Here is a 16,991-nt window from a genome sequence, read left to right as displayed (position 1 = left end):
CAATCGGCGCCTCCTCACCTTCCCAGGTTGCTTCGGCGGTGGTCACCATCGCAATTGCACCGCCGCCGTCAGAGATCACGAGCTGCTGACCAAAGGGACCACGGAGCTTGTTGTTCTTGTCCGGGTACTTGTAGTTGACTCCCAGTCGGTCACTGACGATCGTGCCGGCAGGTACTTCGGAGACACCTGAAAGTGAAAGAGTGACGGAGCCGTCGGGAGTTCCCGCCGGAACGTGTACGAAGAATTCGTCACCATTGGAAACTGCGGTTGTGGTTCCGGCAGGCTCAAGGGGAGAGGAGTTCTTGTACAGGACGACACCAGCGGGCGGATTGACCAGCTCGAGGGTTGCCTCATCACCATTCGTCGAAACCGTGAAAGGCCCGATGTTGGAGTTACTCTTACCACTGGCGGCTTCGGGGTCAATCTTCAGTTCGAAGTCAAGAACTTTTTTCGGCGATTCCTCAGCGACCTTCAGCAGGTAATCGTACATTTTCTTCATACGATCCCGCTGCTGGGGGCCTCCGAACCTGGACATGTTCCAGTCGTCGGATCCGCTCCACTTGACGTCGAGATTCTCGGTGTAGTGCCAGATTGCAGCCTGGGTGGCTGTCAGGGCTTCCCGCCGACGGTTATTGTCACTGTCAATAAATCCGCCGATTCCCGCAGCCGCCATGAGCGTCTCAACGGTGACATTGGGATAGCCCTTGTCCACCACCCGACGGATCTTGTCCCCGTTTGCAGCAGGTATCCAGTCCGCCTTCTCATTCTCGAAGACCGAGAGGTCGTAGTCGGCACCGCCACGGACATTCACCGGACGGTTAATGCAGTATGCATTGATCACCGTACCGTCAGGTAGCTGAACCTTTGTGAGGTGAGCACTCTGACTGACCTGACGGAACCCCTCGGGAATGTCACCTCCGATGATTCTACCTCGGACCGCATACCCCTTAACCTGCTTGGGGCTGAATCCGTCATTGGACAGAATCTTGAACGGATCGGTACTGGAGATGTTGCCTCTCCCCGTCGTTCCACCATCCTCGGCGGCAAGAGCCGCAGGGCTGGGCACCACAAATCCGTACGCCATGAGTACCAAGGCGAGAAGGAGGGCCACCCCCCTACCGACTGGTTTCGTTTTTAACACTATAAAACTTTCCTTTCCTACCAAGGCGATCCCGCCACGTGGAGCAGACCCAAATACTGGGACCTAACGTGGTTAGCCATCGCCCGAGTGACAGTTTTCCATGTATCAGATTAGGCGGGTTTTAAGGTTCAGTACAGCTAATACCCCCCTGGATGCCCGGAAGGAAAGCATGCGGCGAACAATGTTTACGGGGAAGGAAAGTTTTTAGTGGGGCACACTTTACTCACCGACACCCCCACGCCACCCCGCCAGCACCTCCAATAAACACGTTCTAGCTGCACAAAAAGATAGATTTAGGCCATTTGTGGAACCTTGTGATGTTCGGCATTTTTAACCCTGTCTAGAACGTCACATGCCACCCGCCGACCGACATCAAAACCTGAGAGTCATAGGGCTGCAAACTTATAATTTATCGCCAGACAGAGAAGTTCCTGAGAAACTTCCACAGCCACCCCCGACCCCCCGATCGACACCGGAAGAATCAGCGTCCCACCCGGGCTCCCGCAGACTCCATCTCCCGCAGTGCCTGTTCTCCGGTGTCGACGGTGACCGGGGAGCAGAGTTCGGGCAGCACCCGCACCCCAAATCCCTCCCGGAGGGCGTCCAGGACAGTTGCTTTCACGCAGTGGTCGGTGGCGATGCCCACGACGTCGACATCCGTAACGTGACGAAAACGGAGCCAGGTCGTCATAGTCACAGTTTCGTCTCCGGCAGCATGTCCCTCGAAGCCGGAGTACGCGGCGGAGTACTCCCCTTTCCGAAAGATCTCGTCGAAGGCTTCATCCTTGATCGCCGGGTGGAGTTCCGCACCACCGGTTCCCACGACGCAGTGGATCGGCCAGGAATCAACGAAGTCGGGACTCCCGGAGAAGTGCTCGCCCGGGTCGATATGCCAGTCCTGCGTGGCGACGATCGCCCCGTACCCGGCGGCCGGATCACGAATGAGGTCCGCTATCCCCTCGGCGACCATGTCACCGCGCTCCGTCGCCAGGGCCCCTCCCGGACAGAAGTCATTCTGGACATCGACAACAACGAGTGCTCGCATCAGATCCCGCTTTCGGACGACCGTCGGACAGTTTCCCCGATTCTAGAGCCGCACTCCCACTACCGTCAGCCCCGCCGTTTCCGGGACGAGAGCATGCAAACAGGCACGAAAGAAGGTCCCTGACGAGACCTTCCCCGCTCCAGGACCTCCTTACCGAGGACCATCCGACAAAACCGAGGGAACCCCGAAAAGAACACGTGTTCGATGACGTCCCGTGATCATGTCCCACCCGTTTGGCATTGTGGTGACAGAGCGAGAAACCAGCAGAACGGGACAGGAGCAACAATGATGCAGAGCGTCTTTCATCCACAACCTCCGCCGCCTGAACCTCTCAGAAGTGCCTGGGCAAAGTCTCCCCGGGCATACGGCGGCGAAAGCACCGAGATGCTCCCCCTCTACGTGCACCTTGATGACACTGCCTCTGTGGCGGACGCCATGTGGGATACCTGGCTGTCACCTGCGACCCGGCATTCTGTCGCGAAATCGGTGGGCACGGAACTTCTCGCCAGGAAAACGGCGGTTTTTCTGGCAGCCGGCCATGACATCGGCAAACACTCCTCAGCTTTTGCCATGCAGGTTGAGACACTCGCACAGAGGATGCGGACCGCTGGGGCATCCTTTCTGCCGCTCTCTGCCATGGATCGACGCGGTGCCCCACACTCTGTCATCAGCTACCTGAGTCTGCTCCAGTGGTTCGAGGCAAAGACCGGGGTCTGGGGAAACCCGGGCGCGAAAGCCCTTGCGGGGGTTGTCGGCGGCCATCACGGTATCTATCCGGATGAGACCCGCCTGCCCACCACCGTTTCCGCGTACGCGAACGAAAGCCATCTCCACTGGAACGGAGATCGCATGTCCTGGTGGAATCGTGCGGCAGCAACCGCGGGTCTCTCTGACCCCGAACTGGAGACCCTCGCCTTCTGTACTCCGACTCAATCCGCCCTCCATGTCCTGACCGGTTTCATCATCGTCTGCGACTGGATCGCCTCGAACGCCGATCTGTTTCCACTGGCCTCCGTCACCGATCGAAAGGCACGCACAGAACGGGCCTTGCGGGCCCTCGCACTTCCCGGCCCCTGGTCCCCGGAGGATGTCCGGGATACGGAGGAACTCTTCGCGTCCCGTTTCAATCTGCCCCGCGGATCGACACCGAGAACCACCCAACTGGCGGCCATGAAGGCAGCCACCGACATGGAAACCCCCGGCCTCATTCTGGTCGAAGCCCCAACGGGGGAAGGAAAGACGGAGGCGGCTCTGGCGGCTGCGGAGATCGTCGCGTCACGGTTCGGCTACGGCGGAGCGGTCGTCGCGCTGCCGACGTGCGCGACAAGTGACGGCATCTTCCCGAGGATCCTGGACTGGCTGACGCGTGGGGTTCCCGACGGCGAGGAAACATCGGCTGTGCTCTGCCATTCACGTGCTCAATTCAATGACGAGTACCGCGGACTGATGGAAGGTCGGGATCGTCTTCACCCGATCTACGATGATGCCGAGGACACCGGGCACGGCGACGGATGCAGCAGGATCTCCGCACACTGGTGGTTGCGGGGACGTAAGAAAGCTGCCCTCGCGGATTTCAGCGTGGGCACCATCGACCAGGTCCTTTTCGCCGCACTCGCGTCGAAACATGTCATGCTCCGGCACCTCGGACTGAGTGGGAAGGTCGTGATCCTGGACGAGGTGCACTCGGCGGACACTTATATGGCCGTCTATCTCGACAGGGTACTGGAGTGGCTTGCAGCTGCGGGCACCACGGTCATCGCCCTTTCCGCCACACTGTCCCCCGCCCGACGGGCCGAGATGTGCACGGCATACGCGAGGGGCCAACGCAGCTCAGTTCCCGCGGTGACCCGGTCGATGAGTTTCGCGGAACGCCGCGCACGGAGAAGAAAACCGAAGTCCGACCCGGAGGCGGCGATCCGGAAGCAGGCCAGCGAGGTCACCGGATATCCGGCTATCTCGACAGTCTCAGGCGGCTCATTGTCGGTCCTCACTCCTCCTCCTTCCGGCCGTACGAGGACCTTCACCATCCGTTCCACGGGCGAATCACCGGCAAGCATCGCACGTGAAGCACTGGACATGACCCGTAGCGGTGGATGCGTCGGGATAGTCGCGAACACAGTTTCTCGGGCACAGGAGATATTCAGGTCACTGTCGGGCGCACTTCCCGAAGAAGAGGTCTTTCTCCTCCATTCCAGGTTTCTCGCGGTGGACCGACGTGAGAGGGAAAAGAAACTCCTCCACCTTCTTGGACCAGGCGGAGAAAGACCGAACCGCCTGATTGTTGTCGCCACTCAGGTGATAGAACAATCTCTCGACATCGACTTTGATGCACTCATCTCAGATCTGGCCCCCTTGGATCTGTTGATTCAGAGAGCCGGGCGAATGCACCGACACGCAAGGAACAACAATGGGAGACCGGCCAATTTACGATCCGCAACGCTGCACATTTCCGGGGTAACAGGAGTGGATTTCGGTAGTTCTGAATTACCCGGTGAACCACCGGTTTTTCCCGTAGGTTCCGTGCGCGTATATGGAGCGGCGTCTCTGCTGCGGACAGTCATCACTCTTCTCCGCCACGGCCCCGTCATCACCTCACCTGATCATGTGAGCGGTCTTGTCGACGCCGCATACTCACGGTCACTCGACGTCCCGGACTCATGGAGGGAAGCCTGGACAAGCGCCCATGACAAGGAGGATCAAGAACACAGGGACAGCAGGGAAAGGGCGGGAACTTTCCTGGTCGCTCCCCCGACACGCGGGGACACCATCGGATGGGCGACTGTCAGCGACGAAGAACCCGGAGACAGAAAGCGCGGGGTTCCGCAGGTGCGGGACGCTGACTCGACATATGAGGTCATCGTCATCCAGGAACAGGACGGAAATCTGATATCCCTCCCCTGGATCGGCGAGCACGGAGGCCGGGTGGTCAACGCGATAGCCGGTGTCGATGACGAATTGGCGAGAAGTATCGCGACATGCACCGTGACACTCCCCGCTTTCCTTTCAAAAGGTAAGCTGGGAGACGATGTTCTTGTTACGTTGGAAGACAATTACATAGATGTCTGGCAGAAATCCCACTGGCTAAAAGGGCAACTCCCCCTCATTCTCGACGAGAACCTAACAACACACATCAACCAATATAAGATATGGTACGACATGAAAACAGGAATAGAGATAAAAAAATACAGTTCCGGAGAAAAAGGAGAATGACGATACCATGAGCAGATCTTCATTCAACCTCATCGACGAACCCTGGATAAAAGTACTGGACAACGCCGGGAAAGTGGAGGAGGTGGGAATACGGAAGCTTTTCCGTTCAGCGGGCGAGTACCGGCAGTTGAGCAGCGAACTCCCCACGACGGATTTCGCCATTCTCCGCACACTTCTCGCGATCCTCTACCGTGCGTTCAGGGAGGAACTCCAGCAGGGACCCCTGGACCACTGGAAGCAGATGTGGGACCTGAAGAGTCTCGACATCGAGCTGGTGGACGAGTACCTCGATACCTGGTACCAGCGGTTCGACCTCTGCGATCCGGCCCATCCGTTCCTCCAGGCCCCTGATCTCCGCACGACGTCCGGAAACTGGAAAGACCTCTCCGTCATCATTCCGGACAGCCCCGGAGAAGGAGCACTGTTCACCCGTTCAGACCCCACCTCCCCGATCTCCCTGGCGGAAGGCGCACGCTGGTTGATCCACACGAACTCGTGGGACTATTCAGGGATCAAATCCGGCCAATGCGATGACCCGAGAGTGAAAGGGGGACGGGGCTATCCGATGGGCACCGGATGGTGCGGGTGGCTCGGTGGGACAACTGTCGTCGGCGGAACACTGCTCGAGACCCTTCTCCTCAACCTGATCGCCGATCATGCCCCGGAAGCCGAGGATCTTCCCCTGTGGGAGGAACCGCCGCTCCCCTCGGGCCCCCGATCCAACGTACGGCCCCCCGGGCAGGTGGCGTTGTTCACCTGGCCGCAACGTCGAATCCGGCTTCATGTGGAAAACGGACTGGTCACCGGAGCACTGGTCTGCAACGGCGATCCCGTCGCCTACACGGAACAGCTCCAGAACGAGACCATGACCGCCTTCCGGTACTCGGAGCCGCAGTCGAAGAAGGCGAAGCGAACGATCTACATGCCACGAACCCTCAACCGTGGCCAGACCATGTGGCGGGGTCTGGAGACGCTGCTCCCCCACCCGAATCCGGGGATGGTCGTGGGGCTCAACAAAACCAAGGTCCGCCGATTCATCCCTCCCCGCAACGTCGCGTGGGTCGGCAAACTGGCAAACGGAATCCTTCCCCCCGCCTACCGCATCGTCCTCGACGTCGTCAGTATCGAATACGGGTCGAAGAGTTCAGTGATCGACACCATCCTGCACGACTCACTGCGGCTCTCCAGCGAACTGGCCTCCGCCGACGCGCAGAACCTCCAGGGGCTCGTGCTCTCCGCGGTCGAACGAGCCACACAGATCGGCAGAGAATACACGAATCTCGCGGGAAACCTCGCCGTCGCGGCGGGAGGATCCCCGGACGGCCAACGGGCCCATGCGAGTGCCCAGTACTTCAGTCAGGTGGACCCGATGTTCCGTACCTGGCTCACAGGCATCACCGGGCAGTCCGATCCCACCGTCGAAGGCACCGTCTGGGCCTCATCGCTACGGAAACTCGCTCTCGGACTGGCCGAGGACCTCGTTGTGAATGCAGGTGAGAACGCATGGACCGGAAGAGAACACGACGGACACGTCTACACCGCGCCACTGGCCCACGCACGATTCATCGCGGCCGTCAACAAGATCCTCCCACGCGAGAAACCGGAGACAGCCGCCCCTCCACCCGATGAAACACCGAACGAGGACAACACATGACCGACAACAAACCTCCACAGCAGACTTCAACGCGACAAAAGTTGAAGGCCAAGATGAACCGCCAGCTATCTGACATACAGAGTCGCTACCTGAGCGAGGAAAGCCGCGCCAAAGCGCAGCTCGCCCTCATGCGGGCAAGCACGACACGAGAGTTGGGTGACATGCCCGACATGTGGCCCCTCGTCCTCTCAGGACTTTCCGGGAGCGACAGCAGATACACCGAACCGAACTACGCGGAAAGAGCCGTCTACACCGCGTTCGGCCTCTACGGCATCCACCAGCAGTCCCGACGGGACCGCCCCATGCACATCCCGATGTTCGACGAAGAAACAAAAAACAGGCGCCCCACAGGGTTCGGCGACGCTGTCCGGCGTCTCGCCGCCCCCTCAAACACAGACGCATTCGAGCAGTCGACCCTGCGCAGGTTCCGCGCGCTGGCGACCGCCCAGACGTTTGAGGCGACACGACATCACGCACGCAGCCTGGTCCAACAGTTCCGGGCGCACGACATCCCCCTCGACTACGGACAGTTCACCGTCGACCTCTACGACCTCCAGTTCGCCGACAGTGCCCCCGGCGTCCGACTCAGATGGGGCCGGCAGCTCCACCACACGGTAACCACACACAACTCCTGATCCCCGACAGACACCCGAAAGGCAATCCCATGACATCCCAGAATCTCTACCTCGACATCCACATCATCCAGTCCGTGCCACCGTCCTGCATCAACCGGGACGACACCGGAAGCCCGAAAACGGCCTTCTACGGAGGTGTCCGACGCTCCCGGGTCTCCAGCCAGGCCTGGAAACGCGCCGCACGGGCCAATTTCAAGAACCACCTCAACACCGACGAGCTCGGCGAGCGCACCGTCGTCGCCGTCAATCAGATCGCCACGAAAATCCGGGAGCTCCGGCCCGACATCGAGAAGAACGTCGCCACCGATCTCGCCGTGAAAACCCTGACCGCCTCCGGAATCAAGGTCAAGGAACCCAAGGCCAAAAAAGACGAGAACCAGAAAACCACTCCGGTGACGGGGTACCTGCTCTTCCTCTCCCGCCGTCAGATCACCAGCCTCGCGCGTCTCGGTCTCGACTCACACGACTCGGGCAAAGCCGTCACCAAAAAAGCGGCACAGGCCGCGGTCACCAACGACCGTTCCATCGACATCGCCCTGTTCGGCAGGATGATCACGGACGCTCCCGAACTGAACTCGGATGCAACCTGCCAGGTCGCCCACGCGCTGTCGGTCCATCCCGCCATCACCGAATTCGACTACTTCACCGCCAGCGACGACAATAAGACCGCCGACACCGCTGCAGCGGAAATGATCGGAACCGTCGAGTTCACGTCATCCACCCTCTACCGCTACGCCACGATCAACGTACCCGCACTCGTCGAACAGCTCGGTTCTCTCGACGCCGCCTGCCGCGCCGTTGAAGCGTTCATCGCCTGCTTCACCCTGTCCATGCCCACCGGTAAACAGAACACCTTCGGCAACCGCACCCGCCCCGAACTCATCATGGTGTCGCTCCGCGAAGACCAGCCGGTGAACTTCGTCGGAGCCTTCGAAGACGCCATCAGGTCCACTTCCGGGTACGGGGAGAAAGCCGCCATCAAGCTGGCGGAACACGCCACCGAGGATGACCGTACCTACGGCACTGAGCCTCTCGCCGTCCGCTACGTCGTCTCCGGATCCGCAGCCACCGAACCCGCGAAGAAAGCACTGGACGAATACGGTACTTCCGGTGATTTCCGGGAGATCATGCAGTTCGCGGTCGACTCCGTCAAAACGCGGCTCGGGAGCCAGGAATGACGGTCGCCGTACTACAACTCGCGGGCCCGCTACAGGCATGGGGAAGTGAGAGTCGTTTCAAACACCGCAGAACCCTCGATCACCCGACGAAAAGTGGAGTCATAGGACTGGTCGCCGCCGCTCTGGGCCGATCACGCGACGAACCCGTCGACGACCTTGCGTCACTCCGTTTCGGAACACGCATCGACCAACCAGGCAGAATCATCACTGACTTCCAGACGGAAATCGACTGGAGAATGGTCGACAAGGGAACAGCGCTAAATAAAGCATCCAAACCACTCACCCACCGTGACTACCTGTCCGACGCGGTGTTCCTCGCCGCGCTCGAGGGGCCGGACGATCAGATAACGGAAATATCCGAGGCCCTCCGCGCACCGGTGTACCCGCTCTTCCTCGGACGCAGATCCTGCCCACCCGGCAAGAGAGTGTTCCTCGGAATTGAGGAGAACCCCCTTGACCGGGTACTGAGAGAACACCGGTGGATCGCAAGCAAAACCCACATCAGTTCCCTCAGCGAACCCGTCAGACTCCACTACAACCGCGATGCGTTACCCGGTGAAAAATTCGATGAACTCATTCGAGACACCCCCCGCAGTTTTAGTGACCACGCCCGGGCCCACGACATGCGCGGAGTCGTCCACGGGTTCACGGAACCCTTCAGCGTCAACGACAACGCACAGACGACACACGACCCGATGCTCCTCCTGAGAGGTGAAGGATGAGTTACCTGTCCCGCATGAACCTTCATCCGCGACGACGCGGAACGACGGACCTCCTCAACAACCCGTGGAAAATGCACGCCGCCGTGATGAGTTGCTTCCCGCCTGACCTCACCTCCGACGGCAACCATCGTGTCCTGTGGCGCATCGACCGATCTGACCACGCGATCAGTCTCCTGATCGTCAGTCGAGATCAACCGTCATTCACCCACCTCCAGGAACAGGCCGGCTGGGAGAACCAGACATCATGGGAAACCGCACGATACGATCCGTTCCTCAACCGGATACAGACGGGCTCCTCCTACCGCTTCAGACTCACCGCCAATTCCAGCACCACACTTCGAACCGAGAATCGTGGACGGAAGCAGCTCGGGATACTGGATGCGAAAGGCCAGCAGGAATGGCTCATCAAACGCGCGGAGAAACGTGGATTCTCGGTCTCAATCCCGGATCCGGGCGCCGACCCCGACGTGAAACCCACGTTCCAGATCACGAACAGCGCTCTGCGACGATTCCACCGGGAACAACGAACCGTCACCCTGGCCACCGCACAGTATGACGGCATCCTCACCGTCACCGACGCCGACCAACTCCGAAAAACCCTCACCGACGGAATCGGCCGCGCAAAAGGGTTCGGAATGGGGCTTCTCACACTCGCACCAGCAGGATAGACGATGGCACGAGGACTCGGAGTCGGCAAACCAACCCGCTCATCGGAACTAGCCCGCGCAGTTGACCGGATAACGTTCATCTATCTCGAACACTGCACGATCGGCAGAGACGATGGCGCACTGACCGCCACCACCCAGGAAGGCACCCTCCACATACCGAGTTCAGCACTGGGTGTGCTGATGCTCGGACCGGGGACCAGAGTGACACACCAGGCGATGCTCGTCGCCGCAGACAGTGGCACGAGCATCGTCTGGTGCGGGGAAAACGGGGTCCGGTACTACGCCCACGGTCGGCCCCTGGGCCGATCCACCCGCCTTCTGGAGCGTCAGGCGGCGCTGGTCTCCAACACCCGCAGCCGTCTTCACGTCGCCCGGAAAATGTATGAGATGCGGTTCCACGGTGAATCAACCAGGGGCCTCACCATGCAGCAACTCCGCGGCAGAGAAGGTGCACGCGTGCGGGACGTGTACCGACGATGCTCCGAAAATACCGGCGTCGTCTGGTCGAAACGACAGTACAACCCCGATGATTTCCTTTCGGGTGACGACATCAACCAGGCGCTGTCCGCAGCACACGCTTCCCTGTACGGCGTCGTTCACTCGGCCATCGTCGCACTCGGATGTTCCGCAGGCCTCGGATTTGTACACAAGGGACATGACAGGAGCTTCGTCTACGACATAGCCGACCTCTACAAGGCGGAGGTAACCATACCGGTGGCCTTTGAGGCCGTATCACAATTAAACAAGGAGGAAATTACAGCAGACATCCTCACATCCGAGATAAGAAGAAAATGCCGGGACCTCTTCAAGGAGAAGAAGATACTCACACGCATCGTCCACGACATAAACAATCTCCTCGCCCCGGAAGATGACGAGGGCAACGATGGCCCCGATCATCCCGCGGTAGTTGAACTGTGGGACGACAAGTTGAAATCCGTCGAAGCGGGGACAAACTACGGCGAAGAACCATAAAACCGATGATCACCATCATACTGTCCTCCTGCCCACCCTCACTGAGAGGCTATTTGACCCGCTGGTTGATCGAAGTTTCCAGCGGTGTCTACGTCGGAAAAGTCAACGCACGCCTACGAGAGAAAATCTGGGACATCATCCTCGCTGAAATAACAAATGGCCGGGCAATAATGACATACCCGGACCAGTCCACAGAACAAGGATTCTCGATCCTCATGCACAATCACGAATGGGCGACAACCGACCTAGAGGGTCTGCAACTGATCATGCGCCCCTCCACAAAGAAAACCACCAGATCACCCAGAGGCTGGTCCAACGCATCCCGACGCAGAAGAGCACGCCGATAACGCATCTCCCCCCTCAAAACAAGAACACACCCACCGGCGATATAACCGGCAAGCCTTCAAAAACACCCCAACGTGCACGGCACTACCCCGTGCCAGCGAGAAAAACGACACTCACCGACACACTTGGCACACGCAAAACCCGCCCCATCCCACCCGTACGGGAAACCAGCCAGCGATGCACCATAACTTAGCTGTCGAAGGACCATCCCCGCGTAGGCGGGGAAAACGAAGGTCATCGCCTACGCGAAGCGCGCCGTGGAGGGACCATCCCCGCGTGGGCGGGGAAAACCACGATGTGCGGCGTATCGGACCCCGGGCCGGTGGGACCATCCCCGCGTGGGCGGGGAAAACAGCGTCCGCGTCCTCACGAGCACGAGCAAGCTTCGGACCATCCCCGCGTGGGCGGGGAAAACGTGTGCGATACCTCAGAGATCACTGCGGTTTTCCGGACCATCCCCGCGTGGGCGGGGAAAACGGTGAACATGGCGGCGGCTGTGAGTGCGGTGTTGGGACCATCCCCGCGTGGGCGGGGAAAACTGCTGTTCCATCATGCGGGATCAAGTCCGTTCACGGACCATCCCCGCGTGGGCGAGGAAAACCACCTACTCGAACGCGCAGGCCCGGCTGAGTGAGGGACCATCCCCGCGTGGGCGGGGAAAACCCGAATCTTAGGCGCCTACACCCGCATATCGGTGTGGACCATCCCCGCGTGGGCGGGGAAAACTCCTGCGGTGATCTCCACGCAGCCGGTCGTCTACGGACCATCCCCGCGTGGGCGGGGAAAACCCTCATGCTCCCCGACGGCTCCGAGGTCCCCACGGGACCATCCCCGCGTGGGCGGGGAAAACGTCATATCTTCTTCTTTCTGTATCGGTGCGGCGGGACCATCCCCGCGTGGGCGGGGAAAACTGAGGCCCACCGCATCGAGCCCGAGCCGCCGGAGGGACCATCCCCGCGTGGGCGGGGAAAACCAGGGCCGCGCCGTATGGGTAGCAGATTCCGGGGGACCATCCCCGCGTGGGCGGGGAAAACGGATCTCCACGCTCGCCCACGAACTCGGCCATGGGACCATCCCCGCGTGGGCGGGGAAAACGGCCGCAAAGCCGGGCCACTCAGCGGACGCGGGGGACCATCCCCGCGTGGGCGGGGAAAACAGCATCGCCTGCGGATCACTCGTGTACTTCTTGGGACCATCCCCGCATGGGCGGGGAAAACCACCGTGGCCAACGGCAGAGTGATTTCAGTCGTGGGACCATCCCCGCGTGGGCGGGGAAAACTTGAAGCAGCGTCTTACGGCGTCGAATCGGCGTCGAATCGGCGTCGGACCATCCCCGCGTGGGCGGGGAAAACCGGGTGGATCACGACGCACATCCCTTCGTCCGGGGGACCATCCCCGCGTGGGCGGGGAAAACCTGGCGGGACCCCGCGACCGTCCGGCTAGGCGTGGGACCATCCCCGCGTGGGCGGGGAAAACAGGGTCGCCCGGTATCCGAAGACAGCCTCGTCGAGGACCATCCCCGCGTGGGCGGGGAAAACGGAGGACGTCCCCGACTCGAGGATCTCGACGGCCGGACCATCCCCGCGTGGGCGGGGAAAACCATCCTCACCGGCCTGCCTCAGCGACCGGCGAAGGGACCATCCCCGCGTGGGCGGGGAAAACGATCAGCGCTGACGCGAGCTGTTGGACGTTGGATGGACCATCCCCGCGTGGGCGGGGAAAACCGACATCCACGACCGTGGACTCCGCCAGCTGATGGACCATCCCCGCGTGGGCGGGGAAAACCACGGCCGGGGCTGGATCCCGGATCCCGGGACAGGACCATCCCCGCGTGGGCGGGGAAAACGCGAGGTCGGGCAGTGGCTCGGCGTGCCGCGGCGGACCATCCCCGCGTGGGCGGGGAAAACCTCAGCGGATACGCCGCCGGAAAGTGGTGGTCCGGACCATCCCCGCGTGGGCGGGGAAAACAGATCCTCGCGGGTCTTCACCTGGGCGGCGGCGGGACCATCCCCGCGTGGGCGGGGAAAACTTGGCCTTCGACGTGGACGGTGTGGCCGGGCCAGGACCATCCCCGCGTGGGCGGGGAAAACTTCCCGCGGAACGTCGCGGGCACCATCGCGGTCGGACCATCCCCGCGTGGGCGGGGAAAACGGTGACGAGGGCTATCACGATGGACCGTGAGATGGACCATCCCCGCGTGGGCGGGGAAAACCGGGGCTTTTCATGGGGTGTCCTTGGTGGTGATGGACCATCCCCGCGTGGGCGGGGAAAACCTCGGCTCGGTCAAGAGCTGGATCTCCGACCACGGACCATCCCCGCGTGGGCGGGGAAAACGACGTCCTGCCCGCCGGGATCGTCGCCGTGCCGGGACCATCCCCGCGTGGGCGGGGAAAACGGTCAGACCTGATGGATACTCCGATCAGCACAGGGACCATCCCCGCGTGGGCGGGGAAAACACTACACACCCGAAGGGGATCGCCATGGTGGAGGGACCATCCCCGCGTGGGCGGGGAAAACCTCGGACGTCGCGAAGATCCTGCGAGTCCACCATGGACCATCCCCGCGTGGGCGGGGAAAACTTCAGATTTGCTGGGGGTGGCCATTTTGTTGACGGGACCATCCCCGCGTGGGCGGGGAAAACCGGCGCGGCGGCATTCCTCCGCTGCTCCACTTCCGGACCATCCCCGCGTGGGCGGGGAAAACCGGGTCCTCAGAAGAAGCGGAATACGCAGCCGTGGGACCATCCCCGCGTGGGCGGGGAAAACGGACGCGCTTCGGCGTGAGCTTGATTCCGCGTTGGGACCATCCCCGCGTGGGCGGGGAAAACCCCGGCAGGGCGCTGGCACCTACGTGCCGTGTTGGGACCATCCCCGCGTGGGCGGGGAAAACCCCTACTTTCCGCGAGGATTCGATCATCCGGCCGGGACCATCCCCGCGTGGGCGGGGAAAACGGCTTGGGTGGTGGGGGCGTCGGGGTCGCGCATGGGACCATCCCCGCGTGGGCGGGGAAAACTAGTGGGCACGATCTTGGCGACGCCCTCACGACGGGACCATCCCCGCGTGGGCGGGGAAAACACTTATTTAACTGGGGGTTTGGATCCCTGTTGGCCATTTTAGCTTTAGTTTGTCTGTCAGGCACTGTGCCGCCGGGCTCTGTATGGGTGGGTGGGATGGGTGTTGCTTCTCGTCCAGGTTCGCGGGGTGTGTCCGGCTGTTTGTGTGTGGTGTTCGCTTCCGCATCGGCAACGGTTGCCCCGGAAAGAATATTTTCTGTAATGAGAAAACCCCCACCAGGGATAATCCCGGTGGGGGTGAGGTGGTGCGCCATCAGGGACTCGAACCCCGAACCCGCTGATTAAGAGTCAGCTGCTCTGCCAATTGAGCTAATGGCGCATGTTGTTTCCGTGGGGGTTGTTCCCCTCGGCAACGAAGTGAAATATTACAAGTGGTCGGTGTGATTGTAAAATCGCCTGTTCAAGGCTTGTTTATCAGATCTACTGTCAGGGCCGGTTTTGCTGTACCCCGGGCTTGGGTGTGCGTGCTTGGCGGTGGGCCGGGTCTGGGGTCACGGGTCAGGCACAATCGGTGTGTATCAGCGGTGTCTCTGTTTGCCGGGACGTAAGCTGGTGTCATTGTGATGGTTGTGCTGTGGTTCCGCAGGATGCGACCGTCGATCTGACAGTGCGGCACTGTCGTCTCTTTGAGAGGGCCGGTGTGTCGTGCGGAGAAGTTCATCAAGATGGAGAGTAATGACCTTCGGACAGTGTGTGTCAAGGGTACGTGGGTTGCCTGGTTTGTTGGGGGCGGTCGCTGCGGCCGGTCTGTTGGTCGGGTGCACGATCGGTGATGGTGGCGGTCCCGCTGCGGGTGGTGGTGCGGTGACCTCCGGGGAGTCTGCCACGCCTGCGTCTGAGCCTTTGAAGCCTGCGGTGAGTGTGCGCGACGGTGCGACGGGGGTGAATCCCAAGGAACCGATCACCGTCAAGGCTCTTGACGGGACCCTCGAGAAGGTCGTGATGACGAACGAGGACGGTTACGAGGTGGAGTCGTCGCTCTCTGCGGACGGCACCACGTGGGAGACCGCCGAGGTTCTGGGTTATTACCGTACGTACACGATCGTTGCCACGGGTTCGAATGGTTCTGAGCGGACGATCACCTTCGGTACGGCGGAGCCTGCGCAGACGGCGTCGGTGGCGTTGTCACCTCTGGACGGGTCGACGGTGGGGGTCGGGCAGACCATCGCTTTCCGGTTCGGTCTGACTGTTCCGGACCGCCAGGCGGCCGAGGACGCCATAGAGATTGTCACGGATCCGCCGGTGGAGGGTGCGTTCTACTGGTTGAACAATTACGAGGTTCGGTGGCGGCCGGAGGAGTTCTGGGCGCCGGGCACTGAGGTCCGGGTCAGGGCGGATATCTACGGGGAGCAGCTCGGAGGGGGCATCTGGGGAGCCTCGGACAATGCGGCGAACTTCACCATCGGTGATTCGGTGATCTCCTACGCCGATGACAATACGAAGCAGTTGAAGGTGACGAGGAACGGTGAGGTCCTGCGGAACATACCGATTTCCATGGGTTCTCCGCGTTTCCCGACTCCGAACGGTACATACATCATCGGTGACCAGTATCCGGATCTGGTGATGGATTCGTCGACGTACGGCACTCCGGTGGATGATCCGGACGGCTACAGGACGAAGGTCAAGTACGCGACCCAGATGAGTTATTCGGGGATCTATGTCCACGCTGCGCCGTGGTCGGTGTGGGCGCAGGGCAGCCAGAACACGTCCCACGGTTGCCTGAATGTGTCGACGGACAACGCCCAGTGGTTCCAGGACATGGTGAAGCGTGGCGACGTCGTGGTGGTCAGCAACACCCAGGGCGGTCAGCTTTCCGGTTGGGACGGTCTCGGGGACTGGAATATCCCGTGGGAGACGTGGAAGGCGGGCAATGCCGACGAAAACCGGTGACTCCGTGTGACAGGTGAATGAGCTTGAGGGCCCCTCCGTTGTTGGAGAGGCCCTCAAGCTCGGGTGCTTCTGTCGTCGATTCTAGGAGAGGCGCTCGGAGAGCATGCGCTGAATTTCCTTGAGGTCGCTGCTCTTCTTGCGGGAGCGGTAGACACCGAATGCGACGGCGAGCACGACGGCGCCGGCGACTCCTGCGAGGATCTTCTGGACCTTCGGGTCGTTCAGCTTGTCGGTCGCTGAGCGCTTCGCGTCGTCGACGATGTTCTCGGGTCGGCTGCGCTCGGCGAGCTGATCCAGAGTGGAGGCGAACTGCCGACGGGTGCGGTCCAGCTCGCGTTGAATGTCTTCGATGTCACGTGCCACGGATGAACTCCCGGTTTAATTGTGGTGGTCAGTCTTGGTGATGTCTCCAACGGTAGTTCATGGGTGGGGTACCGCGCATCTGGAGACCCGGTGT

12 protein-coding genes, 1 tRNA gene and 1 CRISPR repeat array are annotated in these 16,991 nt (G+C 61.1%); of the genes, 9 read left to right on the top strand and 4 right to left on the bottom strand.

Features of this window, described 5'->3' with window-relative positions; translation table 11 throughout:
• The coding region (locus JIM94_RS10935; protein WP_248703014.1) for a Cys-Gln thioester bond-forming surface protein at positions 1–1,111 on the bottom strand (1,111 nt) is incomplete at its 3' end.
• Between the two features lie 511 nt (positions 1,112–1,622).
• Positions 1,623–2,189: a nicotinamidase gene (locus JIM94_RS10930; protein WP_272493964.1), complete on the bottom strand. Its 567-nt coding sequence runs from the start codon at positions 2,187–2,189 to the stop codon at positions 1,623–1,625.
• Between the two features lie 282 nt (positions 2,190–2,471).
• On the opposite strand from JIM94_RS10930, the gene cas3 reads away from it, so the two are divergent.
• From cas3 to cas2e, 8 genes are read left to right on the top strand one after another with little or no spacing between them, the layout of a single operon-like run.
• Positions 2,472–5,396, top strand: coding sequence for a CRISPR-associated helicase Cas3' (gene cas3, locus JIM94_RS10925; RefSeq protein ID WP_200250082.1), 2,925 nt, complete (start codon positions 2,472–2,474; stop codon positions 5,394–5,396).
• A gap of 7 nt (positions 5,397–5,403) precedes the next feature.
• A complete protein-coding gene (gene casA / locus JIM94_RS10920; RefSeq protein ID WP_200250089.1) occupies positions 5,404–7,050 on the top strand; it encodes a type I-E CRISPR-associated protein Cse1/CasA in 1,647 nt (548 codons plus the stop codon).
• Positions 7,047–7,685, top strand: a complete 639-nt coding sequence (casB, locus tag JIM94_RS10915) for a type I-E CRISPR-associated protein Cse2/CasB (protein WP_200250098.1) — start codon at positions 7,047–7,049, stop codon at positions 7,683–7,685. The genes casA and casB overlap by 4 nt, the downstream gene beginning before the upstream one ends.
• A 29-nt stretch (positions 7,686–7,714) precedes the next feature.
• The gene (cas7e, locus tag JIM94_RS10910) at positions 7,715–8,863 is read left to right on the top strand and encodes a type I-E CRISPR-associated protein Cas7/Cse4/CasC (protein WP_200250107.1); all 1,149 of its coding nucleotides are present in this window, start codon (positions 7,715–7,717) and stop codon (positions 8,861–8,863) included.
• Positions 8,860–9,585, top strand: coding sequence for a type I-E CRISPR-associated protein Cas5/CasD (gene cas5e / locus JIM94_RS10905; RefSeq protein WP_200250109.1), 726 nt, complete (start codon positions 8,860–8,862; stop codon positions 9,583–9,585). The genes cas7e and cas5e overlap by 4 nt, the downstream gene beginning before the upstream one ends.
• Entirely contained in the window at positions 9,582–10,253 is a 672-nt protein-coding gene (gene cas6e, locus JIM94_RS10900; protein ID WP_200250128.1) for a type I-E CRISPR-associated protein Cas6/Cse3/CasE, read from the top strand. Before cas5e ends, cas6e begins: the two co-directional genes overlap by 4 nt.
• Positions 10,254–10,256: 3 nt before the next feature.
• Entirely contained in the window at positions 10,257–11,225 is a 969-nt protein-coding gene (cas1e, locus tag JIM94_RS10895; protein WP_200250139.1) for a type I-E CRISPR-associated endonuclease Cas1e, read from the top strand.
• A 5-nt stretch (positions 11,226–11,230) separates the two neighbouring features.
• Positions 11,231–11,572 carry a type I-E CRISPR-associated endoribonuclease Cas2e gene (gene cas2e, locus JIM94_RS10890; protein WP_200250149.1) on the top strand — a complete coding sequence of 114 codons (342 nt, stop codon included), beginning with the start codon at positions 11,231–11,233 and terminating at the stop codon, positions 11,570–11,572.
• A 199-nt stretch (positions 11,573–11,771) separates the two neighbouring features.
• Positions 11,772–14,645: a CRISPR direct-repeat array (repeat unit 28 nt; unit sequence GGACCATCCCCGCGTGGGCGGGGAAAAC).
• A gap of 242 nt (positions 14,646–14,887) precedes the next feature.
• Here cas2e and JIM94_RS10885 read toward each other — a convergent pair.
• A tRNA-Lys gene (locus tag JIM94_RS10885) sits at positions 14,888–14,963 on the bottom strand.
• Positions 14,964–15,319: 356 nt separating this feature from the next.
• Between JIM94_RS10885 and JIM94_RS10880 the strand changes: the two genes are divergently transcribed.
• Positions 15,320–16,534 (top strand): L,D-transpeptidase, encoded by a 1,215-nt coding sequence (locus JIM94_RS10880; RefSeq protein ID WP_200250168.1) that lies wholly within the window; start codon positions 15,320–15,322, stop codon positions 16,532–16,534.
• An 81-nt stretch (positions 16,535–16,615) separates the two neighbouring features.
• Here JIM94_RS10880 and JIM94_RS10875 read toward each other — a convergent pair whose 3' ends face one another.
• Positions 16,616–16,897, bottom strand: a complete 282-nt coding sequence (locus JIM94_RS10875; RefSeq protein WP_200250170.1) for a DUF3618 domain-containing protein — start codon at positions 16,895–16,897, stop codon at positions 16,616–16,618.
• Positions 16,898–16,991 lie beyond the last annotated feature (94 nt).

Origin of the sequence: Corynebacterium pygosceleis (genome assembly GCF_016595275.2) — a bacterium.
Classification (GTDB): domain Bacteria; phylum Actinomycetota; class Actinomycetes; order Mycobacteriales; family Mycobacteriaceae; genus Corynebacterium; species Corynebacterium pygosceleis.
This window is presented reverse-complemented; position numbering and strand designations above follow the sequence as displayed.

Excerpts from the sequence above, each read along its gene's own strand:
- cas3 (WP_200250082.1), top strand. The coding sequence starts at position 2,472 with ATGATGCAGAGCGTCTTTCATCCACAACCTCCGCCGCCTGAACCTCTC.
- casA (WP_200250089.1), top strand. The coding sequence starts at position 5,404 with ATGAGCAGATCTTCATTCAACCTCATCGACGAACCCTGGATAAAAGTA.
- casB (WP_200250098.1), top strand. The coding sequence starts at position 7,047 with ATGACCGACAACAAACCTCCACAGCAGACTTCAACGCGACAAAAGTTG.
- cas7e (WP_200250107.1), top strand. The coding sequence starts at position 7,715 with ATGACATCCCAGAATCTCTACCTCGACATCCACATCATCCAGTCCGTG.
- cas5e (WP_200250109.1), top strand. The coding sequence starts at position 8,860 with ATGACGGTCGCCGTACTACAACTCGCGGGCCCGCTACAGGCATGGGGA.
- cas6e (WP_200250128.1), top strand. The coding sequence starts at position 9,582 with ATGAGTTACCTGTCCCGCATGAACCTTCATCCGCGACGACGCGGAACG.
- cas1e (WP_200250139.1), top strand. The coding sequence starts at position 10,257 with ATGGCACGAGGACTCGGAGTCGGCAAACCAACCCGCTCATCGGAACTA.
- cas2e (WP_200250149.1), top strand. The coding sequence starts at position 11,231 with ATGATCACCATCATACTGTCCTCCTGCCCACCCTCACTGAGAGGCTAT.
- JIM94_RS10880 (WP_200250168.1), top strand. The coding sequence starts at position 15,320 with ATGACCTTCGGACAGTGTGTGTCAAGGGTACGTGGGTTGCCTGGTTTG.